An 11,910-nucleotide genomic window follows, 5' to 3' on the forward strand; every position below is an offset into this window, starting at 1 on the left:
AGGGGCCGAACGGGTGTACCCGAACCCTTTTCGGCCGGTCCCCCCAACGGCGGATCCACCCCTTCGGGGGCAGCGGCGGCGCGTTGGGCACCCTCCCCGCGCGACCTCAAATAGCGTCCAGTAGGGTTTGGTCCGCATAAACATCCAAACCCCTGCCTGCGTCTGGGCCGGCGACCGAAACGACACGGCCGCGACCCGGCCACGCGGGCCGAAGACTCTCGGGAAGGCGCTACGTGAGTCCCTACGGCTCCGACCGCTCGCCGCGGCGCCCGATGCGGCGGAAGCTGCTCCAGGCGCTGACTGCGGGCGCGGTCCTGGCGACCGCCACTGGTTGCTCTTACAACTGGGAAGACTTTCCCCGCCTCGGGATGCCCCGTCCGGTCACGGAGGAGGCGCCGCGCATCCTCTCCCTGTGGCAGGGATCCTGGGCGGCCGCTCTGGTCACCGGCATCCTGGTCTGGGGCCTGATCATGTGGAGCGTGATCTTCCACCGGCGCAGCCGAACCAAGGTGGAGATCCCGCACCAGACCCGGTACAACATGCCCATCGAGGCCCTGTACACGGTGGTCCCGCTCATCATCGTCTCCGTGTTCTTCTACTTCACGGCACGGGACGAGTCGAAGCTGCTCGCCGTCTCCGACAAGCCCGCCCACACGATCAACGTGGTCGGCTTCCAGTGGAGCTGGGCCTTCAACTACATCGAGAACGTCGACGGCGACGCCGCGACCCCGGCGGCGGGGACGGTTCCCAAGGAACTGGCCTCCATCCCGGACAAGTGGACGAAGCAGTTCCCGGCGGGCGCCGAAGGCGTCTACGAGAAGGGCGTTCCGGGCACCCGGAACCCCGAGAACAACAACCCGGGACCGACCCTGTACCTCCCCAAGGGGGAGAAGGTCCGCTTCATCCTGTCGTCCAATGACGTGATCCACTCCTTCTGGGTGGTCCCCTTCCTGTTCAAGCAGGACGTCATCCCGGGCCACACCAACGTCTTCGAGGTCACCCCGACCGAAGAGGGCATCTTCATGGGCAAGTGCGCCGAGCTCTGCGGCGTCGACCACTCGCGGATGCTCTTCAACGTCAAGGTCGTCTCGCCCGAGGAGTACCGGGCGCACCTCAAGGAGCTGGCCGAGAAGGGGCAGACCGGCTTCCTCCCGGCCGGCATCAAGCAGACCGACCCGGCCCGTAACGCGGAGACGAACAAACTGTGAGCATCCTCAACGAACCCCAGGGTGCCGCCGCAGCCGACTCTTATGAGAACGAGCTGCCGGTCCGGCGCAAGGAGCCCGGCAACGTGGTCGTGAAGTGGCTCACCACCACCGACCACAAGACGATCGGCTCGCTCTACCTGATCACCTCGTTCGTGTTCTTCATCATCGGCGGCATCCTCGCCCTGGTGATGCGGGCCGAACTGGCCCGTCCGGGCACGCAGCTGATCTCGAACGAGCAGTTCAACCAGGCGTTCACGATGCACGGCACGATCATGCTGCTGATGTTCGCGACGCCCCTCTTCGCCGGTTTCGCGAACTGGATCATGCCGCTGCAGATCGGCGCGCCCGACGTGGCGTTCCCGCGGCTGAACATGTTCGCCTACTGGCTCTACCTCTTCGGCTCGATCATCGCGGTGGCCGGCTTCCTCACCCCGCAGGGTGCCGCCGGCTTCGGTTGGTTCGCCTACTCCCCGCTCTCGGACGCGGTCCGTTCGCCGGGTGTCGGCGCCGACATGTGGATCATGGGTCTGGCCTTCTCCGGCTTCGGCACGATCCTCGGCTCGGTCAACTTCATCACCACGATCATCTGCATGCGCGCCCCCGGCATGACCATGTTCCGCATGCCGATCTTCACCTGGAACGTGCTGCTGACCGGTGTCCTGGTCCTGCTCGCCTTCCCGGTGCTCGCCGCCGCGCTGTTCGCCCTGGAGGCGGACCGCAAGTTCGGTGCCCACGTATTCGATGCCGCCAACGGCGGCGCCCTGTTGTGGCAACACCTGTTCTGGTTCTTCGGGCACCCAGAGGTGTACATCATCGCGCTGCCGTTCTTCGGCATCATCTCCGAGGTCATCCCGGTCTTCTCGCGCAAGCCGATGTTCGGTTACATCGGCCTGATCGCCGCGACGATCGCGATCGCCGGCCTCTCGGTGACGGTGTGGGCGCACCACATGTACGTCACCGGCGGTGTGCTCCTGCCGTTCTTCTCCTTCATGACCTTCCTGATCGCGGTACCGACCGGTGTGAAGTTCTTCAACTGGATCGGCACCATGTGGAAGGGCTCGTTGTCCTTCGAGACCCCGATGCTGTGGGCCGTCGGCTTCCTGATCACCTTCACCTTCGGTGGTCTGACCGGCGTCATCCTGGCCTCGCCCCCGCTGGACTTCCACGTCTCCGACTCGTACTTCGTCGTCGCGCACTTCCACTACGTCATCTTCGGCACCGTGGTCTTCGCGATGTTCGCCGGCTTCCACTTCTGGTGGCCGAAGTTCACGGGCAAGATGCTGGACGAGCGCCTCGGCAAGATCACCTTCTGGACCCTGTTCGTGGGCTTCCACGGCACCTTCCTGGTGCAGCACTGGCTGGGTGCCGAGGGCATGGCGCGCCGTTACGCGGACTACCTGGAGGCGGACGGCTTCACCGTCCTGAACACCATCTCCACGATCGCCTCGTTCCTGCTCGGCCTGTCGATGCTGCCGTTCTTCTACAACGTGTGGAAGACCGCCAAGTACGGCAAGAAGGTCGAGGTCGACGACCCGTGGGGTTACGGCCGCTCCCTGGAGTGGGCGACCTCCTGCCCGCCGCCGCGCCACAACTTCGTGACGCTGCCGCGGATCCGCTCCGAATCCCCCGCCTTCGACCTCCACCACCCGGAGATCGCGGCTCTCGACCACCTCGAGAACCACGGCGAGGAAGCCAAGGCCGTCGCGGGCGCCAAGGAGGCCGGCAAGTGAAGATCCAGGGCAAGATGTTCCTCTGGCTCGCCGTCTTCGTCCTCATCATGACCGTCGTGTACGGCGTGTGGTCGAAGGAGCCGGTGGGCACCACCGCTCTCGCGCTGGCCTTCGGCCTGAGCGCCATGATCGGCTTCTACCTGGCCTTCACGGCCCGGCGGGTCGACGAGATGGCCCAGGACAACACCGAGGCGGACGTCGCGGACGAGGCCGGCGAGCTAGGCTTCTTCTCCCCGCACAGCTGGCAGCCGCTGGCGCTGGCCATCGGTGGCGCGCTCGCCTTCATGGGCGTCATCTTCGGCTGGTGGCTGATGTACTTCTCCGCCCCCGTGCTCCTGGTCGGCCTGTGGGGCTGGGTGTACGAGTACTACCGCGGTGAGAACCAGAACCAGTAGCGGGATCCTCGGCGCGAGCCGAGCCGCTTAGCACGTGGTGCCGCCTCCGGGCGGCACCGACAGGGCCCGAGCCTTCCAACGGATGGTTCGGGCCCTTTCGTGTCCCCTTTTGCACGCGTCCCGCGCGCCCTATTTGTCAGATTTTCATAGCGTTGGGCCCATGAAGCACACACCGCGTCTTTGGACGGTCGCCGCCTGCTCCCTGCTGGTCGCCTCCCTCGGGGCCGCCGCGACCGCGTGCGGGACGAAGGACAACCCGCTCACCGCGCCTCCCCGCGACGCGGGTGACCAGGTGACGTTCAACCAGGGCGCGGGCGGTCGTCCCGTGGACCCCGACCGCCCCCTGGAGGTGCGGACCACCGCGGCCGAGAACCGGATCACCGACGTGACCGCCACCGACACCCACGGGCGCCGGCTGGCCGGCGAGCTCTCCGCGAAGGGCGACCGCTGGCACTCCACGGCCCCCCTGGCGGCCGGCGTGCGCTACCAGGTGTCCGTGGCCACCGAGAACGCCGAAGGGGCCCCAGGGCACCGTGTGATGGCCTTCGACACCACACCGGCCCTCAAGGTCCTCAAGGTCGAATTCGGCCCGGACGCGGGCAAGTACGGCGTCGGACAGCCCATCACCGCCGAACTCAGCGAGCCGGTGAAGGACAAGGCGGCCCGCGCGATCATCGAGCGCGGTCTCGTCGTCGACGCCCGACCGGCCCCCGTGGAGGGGGCCTGGCACTGGGTGGACGCCAACAAGCTGCACTTCCGGCCCAAGGACTACTGGCCCGCGAACTCCACCGTGACGGTCCGCAACAACCTGGAGGGCATCCGGATCGCCCCCGACCTGCACGGCGCCACCGGCAAGAACCTCTCCCTGGAGATCGGCGACCGGGTCGAGGCCATCACCGACGCCTCCAGCCACTACATGACCTTCAAGGTCAACGGCGAGGTGGTCAACACCATCCCGATCACCACCGGCAAGCCCGGGTTCTCCACCCGCAACGGGGTCAAGGTCGTGCTCGGCAAGGAGTACTACGTACGGATGCGCGGCACCAGCGTCGGCATCTCGGCGGCCAGCTCCGAGGGGTACGACCTGCCCGTCTACTACGCCACCCGGGTGACGTGGAGCGGCGAGTACGTGCACGCCGCGCCGTGGTCGGTGGGCTCCCAGGGCTACGAGAACGTCAGCCACGGCTGCACGGGCATGAGCACCGGCAACGCCGCGTGGTTCTACGAGAACATCCGTGAGGGTGACATCGTCAAGGTCGTCGGCAGCATCGGCGAGGACATGGACCCCTTCGGCAACGGCTACGGCGACTGGAACGTGGACTGGAAGGACTGGCGGGAGGGCTCGGCCCTGCTCAAGGGCACCCAGGAAGGGCGCAGCCCCATCGACCAGGCCCGTCTGCGGCCCAACATCTGACCTCGCGCGCCCGGGGCCGCGCCGACCCGACGGTCGGCCGGCCCCGGGCCCTTCGCGTGGCCCTCAGGCGGCGCCCAGGCCCGACTCCAGCCGGCGGCGCAGGGTCGCCGTCAGGGTGTCGGTGAACTCGGAGGGTTCGATCGGGAGCGTCACGGCCGCGTCGGCCCGGCTCCACGTGGCCAGCCACGCGTCCTGCGGACGCCCCATCAGCAGCACCACGGGGGGGCAGTTGAAGACCTCGTCCTTGATCTGCCGGCAGACCCCCATGCCGCCCGCGGGCACCGCCTCCCCGTCCAGGACGCACAGGTCGACGCCGCCCGTGTCCAGTTCGCTCAGGACCGCGGGCAGGGTGGCGCACTCCAGGTACTCCACCGCCGGCAGGTCAGGCGCCGGGCGGCGACCCGCCGCGAGGCGGACCTGCTCCCGCGTGTCGGCGTTGTCGCTGTACACCAGTACCCGCACTGACGACCGCATGTCGCTCCTCCACGTGTCACGTGAATCACGTTGCTGTTGCGCGGGATGCTACTCCCCCCGACACCCCGTCAACATCGCTTCGACCACCCCGGTGATCACGCCTTCGATGGGCCGTTCGGGCAGTGCCCGAGAGGCTGACACTCCGAACGGCACCCCCCGGGGTGAGGGCGGGATAAGCGACCGACATAATGTCGGTCGTGGCGACAGCAACGACAGTAGATACCGGGCACGCGCACCCGACGGTCAATCGACCGAACCTCGTCAGCGTCGGAACGATCATCTGGTTGAGTTCCGAGCTGATGTTCTTCGCGGCCCTCTTCGCGATGTACTTCACCCTGCGATCGGTGACCGGCTCCGAGTATTGGCACGAGCAGGCTTCGGCCCTCAACCTGCCGTTCTCGGTGACGAACACCACGATCCTGGTGCTCTCCTCCCTGACCTGCCAGCTCGGCGTCTTCGCCGCCGAGCGCGGGGACGTGAAGAAGCTCAGGACGTGGTTCATCATCACCTTCGTGATGGGTGCCATCTTCATCGGCGGCCAGGTCTTCGAGTACACCGAACTGGTCAAGCACGAGGGCATGTCCCTCTCGTCCGGTCCGTACGGCTCGGTGTTCTACCTGACCACCGGCTTCCACGGACTGCACGTGACGGGCGGACTCATCGCCTTCCTGCTGGTTCTCGGCCGGACGTACGCGGCCAAGAGGTTCACTCACGAACAGGCGACCTCGGCCATCGTCGTGTCCTACTACTGGCACTTCGTCGACGTCGTCTGGATCGGCCTCTTCGCGACGATCTACCTGATCAAGTAGCGAACCCGCGGCCGGCCTCCACCGGCACACCCATCCAGAAACACCGACGCAGAAGATCCTGACACCGGGGTAATCCGTGAAAAAGCTCTCCGCACGACGACGCCATCCGCTGGCGGCGCTCGTCGTTCTACTCTTCGCCCTGGCGGCCACCGGGGGGCTTTACGCCGCCTTCGCGCCCGCGGGCAAGGCGCAGGCCGATGAAACCTCCCAGTCCCTCGCGATCGAGGAGGGCAAGAAGCTCTACGCCGTGGGCTGCGCAAGCTGCCACGGGACCGGCGGTCAGGGTTCGACCGACGGTCCGAGCCTGGTGGGCGTCGGCTCGGCCGCCGTCGACTTCCAGGTGAGCACCGGCCGCATGCCGGCCATGCAGCCCGGCGCGCAGGTGCCGAAGAAGAAGAACATCTACTCGCAGGCCCAGATCGACCAGCTCGCCGCGTACATCGCGTCGCTGGGCGCCGGTCCGATCACGCCGACCGAGAAGCAGTACGACCCGGCCGGCGCCGACATCGCCAAGGGTGGCGAACTGTTCCGCAACAACTGCGCGCAGTGCCACAACTTCACCGGCGAGGGCGGCGCCCTCACGCACGGCAAGTACGCCCCGAACCTCGAGGACGTCTCGGCCAAGCACATCTACGAGGCCATGCTCACCGGCCCGCAGAACATGCCCTCCTTCCCGGACAGCACCATGCCGGAGAAGGAGAAGAAGGACATCATCGCGTACCTCCAGAACGTGAACGGTGAGAAGGCGACCAACCCCGGCGGCCTCAAGCTCGGTGGCCTCGGCCCCGTCTCCGAGGGCCTCTTCGGCTGGATCTTCGGACTGGGTGCGCTGATCGCCGTCGCCGTCTGGGTCGCGGCCCACACCGCTAAGGCCAAGAAGTCATGAGTAGCCAAGACATTCCCGAAGAGAAGCACCTGCCGAGCGAGCAGGGCGACGCGCACCACGGTGGTGTGGCGGTGGCGGACGAGCCGTTCGCCGACCCGGGCCTGCCGGCCCACAAGCCGCGCATCCAGGACATCGACGAGCGGGCCGCCAAGCGGTCCGAGCGCACGGTGGCCATGCTGTTCACGCTCTCGATGCTCGCGACGGTCGGTTTCATCGCGTCCTTCGTGACGCTGCCGGTCGACAAGATCATCTTCGTCTTCCCGATCGGGAAGGTGAGCGCCCTCAACCTCGCCCTCGGCCTGACCCTGGGCGTGGCGCTCTTCTGCATCGGCGCGGGCGCGGTCCACTGGGCCCGCACCCTGATGTCCGACGTGGAGGTCGCCGACGAGCGGCACCCGATCGCGGCCGAGCCCGAGGTCAAGGCCAAGGTCATGGCCGACTTCGCGGCCGGTGCGAGCGAGTCGGCCATCGGCCGCCGCCCGCTGATCCGCAACACGATGATCGGCGCCCTGGCGCTGCTGCCCCTCTCCGCCGTGGTCATCCTGCGGGACCTGGGCCCGCTGCCCGAGGAGAAGCTGCGCAAGACCCTGTGGAAGAAGGGTCGGCTGCTCATCAACCAGAACACGATGGAGCCGCTGCGTCCCGAGGACGTCGCGGTGGGGTCGCTCACCTTCGCCCAGCCCGAGGGGCTGGAGGAGGAGGACCACGACTTCATGTCGCAGATCGCCAAGGCGGCCCTGATGATCGTCCGGATCCAGCCGGAGGACATCAAGGACAAGAAGGAACTGGAGTGGTCCCACGAGGGGATCGTGGCCTACTCCAAGATCTGCACCCACGTCGGCTGCCCGATCAGCCTGTACGAGCAGCAGACGCACCACGTGCTCTGCCCGTGCCACCAGTCCACTTTCGACCTCTCCGACGGCGCCCGTGTCATCTTCGGCCCGGCCGGCCACGCCCTTCCGCAGCTGCGGATCGGTGTGAATGACGAAGGCTTCCTCGAGGCGCTCGGCGACTTCGAAGAGCCCGTCGGTCCTGCATTCTGGGAGCGCGGATGAGCACCGCAACCGCAACCGACACCAAGCGCGGCAAGGCGCCCGCCGGTGAGCGCGTGGCCGACTGGGCGGACGGTCGCCTGGGGATCTACAGCCTCGCCAAGGCGAACATGCGCAAGATCTTCCCGGACCACTGGTCCTTCATGCTGGGTGAGATCTGCCTGTACAGCTTCATCATCATCATCCTGACCGGCGTCTACCTGACGCTGTTCTTCCACCCGAGCATGAACGAGGTCGTGTACCACGGCCCGTACGTGCCGATGCAGGGTGTGCGGATGTCCGAGGCATTCGCCTCGACCCTGCACATCAGCTTCGAGGTCCGCGGCGGTCTGCTCATCCGGCAGATCCACCACTGGGCGGCCCTGATCTTCGTCGCGGCGATGCTCGTGCACATGATGCGCGTGTTCTTCACCGGCGCGTTCCGCAAGCCGCGCGAGATCAACTGGGTCTTCGGCTTCCTGCTGCTCGTCCTGGGCATGTTCACCGGCTTCACCGGCTACTCGCTCCCGGACGACCTGCTCTCGGGCACCGGTGTCCGCTTCATGCAGGGCGCGATCCTGTCCGTCCCGGTCGTCGGCACCTACCTGTCGATGTTCCTGTTCGGCGGGGAGTTCCCCGGTCACGACTTCGTCGCCCGGTTCTACTCGGTGCACATCCTGCTGCTGCCCGGCATCATGCTCGGCCTGCTGGTGGCCCACCTGATCCTGGTCTTCTACCACAAGCACACCCAGTTCGCGGGCCCCGGCCGCACGAACAACAACGTGGTCGGCATGCCCCTGCTGCCCGTGTACATGGCGAAGGCCGGCGGCTTCTTCTTCCTGGTCTTCGGCGTCATCGCGGCCATCGCGGCGATCGCCTCGATCAACCCGATCTGGGCACTCGGCCCGTACCGGCCGGACCACGTGTCCACCGGCGCGCAGCCTGACTGGTACATGGGCATGCCCGAGGGTCTGATCCGTGCGATGCCGGGCTGGGAGATCAACCTGTGGGGCCACACGCTGGTCCTGGGCGTGTTCATCCCGCTGATCCTGTTCCCGTTGGTGCTCGGCGCCATCGCGGTCTACCCGTTCATCGAGTCCTGGGTCACCAAGGACAAGCGCGAGCACCACATCCTGGACCGCCCGCGCAACGTCCCGACCCGGACCGCGTTCGGCGTGGCCTGGATCGCCTGGTACCTGGTGCTCCTGGTGGGCGGCGGCAACGACATGTTCGCCCAGTACTTCCACCTGTCGATCAACTCGATCACCTGGTTCGTCCGGATCGGCTTCTTCGCCGTCCCGGTCATCGCGTTCATCATCACCAAGCGGATCTGCCTCGGCCTCCAGCGCCGGGACCGGGACAAGGTGCTGCACGGTCGCGAGACCGGCATCATCAAGCGTCTGCCGCACGGTGAGTTCGTCGAGATCCACGAGCCGCTCCCGCAGGGCCAGCTGCACACGCTGACCTCGCACGAGCAGTACAAGCCGGCCGAGATCGGCCCGACGGTCGACGAGAACGGTGTCGAGCGCAAGGTCGGCGCGATCGAGAAGTTCCGCGTGAAGCTCAGCAAGGGCTTCTACGGCGAGGGCAACCAGATCGAGAAGGCCACCGCGGAGGAGTACAAGGAGATCCAGAGCGGCCACGGCCACCACTGATCCCCACCTGATTCCCCGCTGATCGGATCGCCACGGCGAGAGCCCCGTCCACACCACGGACGGGGCTCTTCGCCGTAACCGGGACTGGTTAGGCTTGGGGCCGACTCTTTTCGGCACTGTGGACCCTGGAGCGGACCATGAACGTTGTGACCCCGGCAGGCGGCGACAGCGTGGCGGACCGTGCGTGGCCCGGTCTCCTCGACGCCCTGCTGACCGGTCGTGACCTCGGCGCGGACGACACCGCGTGGGCGATGGAACGGATCATGCGGGGCGAGGCCACCAACGCCCAGATCGCCGGGTTCATGGTCGCGCTGCGGGCCAAGGGCGAGACGGTCGCCGAGATCAGCGGCCTGGTGCGGGCCATGTACGCGCACGCCAACGTGATCGAGGTGCCGGGCGCCACCGTCGACATCGTCGGCACCGGCGGCGACGGGGCCAAGACCGTCAACATCTCCACCATGTCCGCGATCGTGGTGGCGGGCACCGGCGCGAAGGTCGTCAAGCACGGCAACCGGGCCGCGTCCTCCTCCTCCGGCGCCTCCGACGTGCTGGAGAAGCTGGGCGTCAACCTGTCCCTGACGCCGCGCCGGGTCGCGGAGGTCGCCGACGAGGCCGGCATCACCATGTGCTTCGCCGTCACCTTCCACCCCGCGCTGCGGCACGTGGCCGGGGCCCGCCGCGAACTCGGCATCCGCACCACCTTCAACGTGCTCGGCCCGCTCACCAACCCGGCCCGGGTCCGGGCCCAGGCCACCGGCGTCGCCGACGCGCGGATGGCGCCCATCGTCGCCGGGGTCCTCGCCGAACGCGGCTCCTCCGCGCTGGTGTTCCGGGGCGACGACGGCCTCGACGAGCTGACCACCACCGGCGGCAGCCGGGTGTGGTGGGTCCGGGACGGCTCCGTCACCGAGCAGCCCTTCGACCCGCGCGAGGTGGGCATCGAGCTGGTGGACATCTCCGCGCTGGCCGGCGGCGACCCCTCCCACAACGCCGACGTGGCCCGCCGCCTGCTGGCCGGCGAGACCGGCCCGGTGCGCGACGCGGTCCTGCTGAACTCGGCCGCCGCGCTGGTGGCCCTGGAACCGGGCACCGGCAGCCTGGAGAGCCGGATCAGGGAGGGCATGGCGCGGGCCGCCGAGTCCATCGACTCGGGCGCGGCCAGGACCACCCTCGACCACTGGGTCACGGCCACCAACTCCTGACCCGCACGCCGAACGCCCCCGACACCGCCGCACCGCCGCGCGGAGCCGGGGGCGTTCGGCGTGCGCGGGGCACCGGGCCGCACGCGCCCGGGTTGACGTCGTTCACCCTCGGAGCGCCCCGAATCCCGACCGCCCCGAAGGCCCCGCGCGGCCAGGGGACGAGGTCGCGCGGTACGCGCCCCCGACGATCACGACGGCGGGGCCCGCGAGGTGCGCGCGACGGAGGCATGTGCCCGTGACACTGGTCCCTTCGTCGTCGCACGTCCCCCGCGAGGAGAGACCATGACCGGCCCCGTGCCCCCCGCTCGGGAGTTGTTGTCCGCCGAGAGCTTCGGGGCCGTCGTCGCCACGGTCCTCGACGGGGACCCGGCCCTGGGCCGGGAGCGGGCCGAGCGGATGGTGGAGGAGGCGCTGAAGTTCGTGGTCGTGGCCGCCGGCGCCCCCGTGTGCCGGCTCGCGCCCGCGCCCGAGGTCGACCGGGGCTGGCGGGCCCTGGCCGCGCACACCCCCGTCTACACCGCCCTGTGCAGCCTGCTCGGCCGCTACCTGCCGCACCGCCCGCTCGCCGAACCCGCCGTCGACCCCGAGGGGGTGCGGCGGGCCGTGGCGTTGATCACGGTCGCCGGGTACGTGCCCGACCGGGAGTTGTGGGACATCTCGCCGCAGAACCGCCCCTGAACCCCGCCCCGTCCCGCCCCGTCCCGCCCCCCGTCCGAGACGGACGTCCGGATGGCGGACAGGGGGCTTGCGCGCGGGCGATCCTGTGGCAGGATTTCCGGCAGGTCACGAGTGACAGCGTTTTGGCCCCGGCTTGCTGTCCGGCAACCCTCCGTCCGTGGCGGGGTGCCCCGGGTGATGACCAGGCCGCGCGCCACAAGGCGCGGGGCAAGCGCGGACCCCTCGATCACCAGGGGTCCTGGTCACCGAGGAGCGTTTTTTCGTGAGCAAGCGAATGCGATAGGGGCACAGCCCCCACTTCACCCTCGAACCCGGGTCCACCGACGCGCGTCGTACGCGCCCACCCGGCCCACGAGGACGTCACCCCGTGCCCACGCGGCCCGATCCCCCCTCGGATCGCCCTGCCGCCGCGCGCCCGGGTCACCCGA

Annotated in this window: 11 protein-coding genes and 1 riboswitch; of the genes, 10 read left to right on the forward strand and 1 reads right to left on the reverse strand. The window is 68.4% G+C overall.

Annotation, left to right across the window (positions count from 1 at the left end):
- Window positions 1-233 precede the first annotated feature (233 nt).
- The 4 genes from coxB (at window position 234) to ACN20G_RS19800 (ending at window position 4,747) form a co-directional block, all read left to right on the forward strand.
- Window positions 234-1,208 carry a cytochrome c oxidase subunit II gene (gene coxB / locus ACN20G_RS19785; RefSeq protein WP_424214128.1) on the forward strand — a complete coding sequence of 325 codons (975 nt, stop codon included), beginning with the start codon at window positions 234-236 and terminating at the stop codon, window positions 1,206-1,208.
- Window positions 1,205-2,938, forward strand: a complete 1,734-nt coding sequence (gene ctaD, locus ACN20G_RS19790; protein ID WP_424214129.1) for a cytochrome c oxidase subunit I — start codon at window positions 1,205-1,207, stop codon at window positions 2,936-2,938. Before coxB ends, ctaD begins: the two co-directional genes overlap by 4 nt.
- Complete coding sequence (locus ACN20G_RS19795) at window positions 2,935-3,333, forward strand: cytochrome c oxidase subunit 4 (RefSeq protein ID WP_424214130.1); 399 nt, start codon at window positions 2,935-2,937, stop codon at window positions 3,331-3,333. Before ctaD ends, ACN20G_RS19795 begins: the two co-directional genes overlap by 4 nt.
- 160 nt (window positions 3,334-3,493) lie before the next feature.
- Complete coding sequence (locus ACN20G_RS19800) at window positions 3,494-4,747, forward strand: Ig-like domain-containing protein (protein WP_424214131.1); 1,254 nt, start codon at window positions 3,494-3,496, stop codon at window positions 4,745-4,747.
- 63 nt (window positions 4,748-4,810) lie between these two features.
- On the opposite strand, the gene ACN20G_RS19805 is transcribed toward ACN20G_RS19800, so the two are convergent.
- Window positions 4,811-5,221: a hypothetical protein gene (locus tag ACN20G_RS19805; protein ID WP_424214132.1), complete on the reverse strand. Its 411-nt coding sequence runs from the start codon at window positions 5,219-5,221 to the stop codon at window positions 4,811-4,813.
- 188 nt (window positions 5,222-5,409) lie between these two features.
- On the opposite strand from ACN20G_RS19805, the gene ACN20G_RS19810 reads away from it, so the two are divergent.
- The 6 genes from ACN20G_RS19810 (at window position 5,410) to ACN20G_RS19835 (ending at window position 11,482) form a co-directional block, all read left to right on the forward strand.
- On the forward strand, window positions 5,410-6,030 hold the full coding sequence (locus ACN20G_RS19810; protein WP_424214133.1) for a cytochrome c oxidase subunit 3: 621 nt from the start codon (window positions 5,410-5,412) through the stop codon (window positions 6,028-6,030).
- Between the two features lie 76 nt (window positions 6,031-6,106).
- Complete coding sequence (locus tag ACN20G_RS19815) at window positions 6,107-6,916, forward strand: c-type cytochrome (protein WP_424214134.1); 810 nt, start codon at window positions 6,107-6,109, stop codon at window positions 6,914-6,916.
- The gene (locus tag ACN20G_RS19820; RefSeq protein ID WP_424214135.1) at window positions 6,913-7,971 is read left to right on the forward strand and encodes a Rieske 2Fe-2S domain-containing protein; all 1,059 of its coding nucleotides are present in this window, start codon (window positions 6,913-6,915) and stop codon (window positions 7,969-7,971) included. Before ACN20G_RS19815 ends, ACN20G_RS19820 begins: the two co-directional genes overlap by 4 nt.
- Window positions 7,968-9,602: a cytochrome b gene (locus tag ACN20G_RS19825; RefSeq protein ID WP_424214136.1), complete on the forward strand. Its 1,635-nt coding sequence runs from the start codon at window positions 7,968-7,970 to the stop codon at window positions 9,600-9,602. The genes ACN20G_RS19820 and ACN20G_RS19825 overlap by 4 nt, the downstream gene beginning before the upstream one ends.
- A 137-nt stretch (window positions 9,603-9,739) precedes the next feature.
- Window positions 9,740-10,804, forward strand: coding sequence for an anthranilate phosphoribosyltransferase (trpD, locus tag ACN20G_RS19830; protein WP_424214137.1), 1,065 nt, complete (start codon window positions 9,740-9,742; stop codon window positions 10,802-10,804).
- Between the two features lie 282 nt (window positions 10,805-11,086).
- Window positions 11,087-11,482 (forward strand): hypothetical protein, encoded by a 396-nt coding sequence (locus ACN20G_RS19835; RefSeq protein WP_424214138.1) that lies wholly within the window; start codon window positions 11,087-11,089, stop codon window positions 11,480-11,482.
- Between the two features lie 103 nt (window positions 11,483-11,585).
- Window positions 11,586-11,702: riboswitch (SAM riboswitch) on the forward strand.
- The last annotated feature ends 208 nt before the right edge of the window (window positions 11,703-11,910 follow it).

The sequence above is a fragment of the Streptomyces dryopteridis genome (assembly GCF_049606955.1).
Lineage (GTDB): Bacteria > Actinomycetota > Actinomycetes > Streptomycetales > Streptomycetaceae > Streptomyces.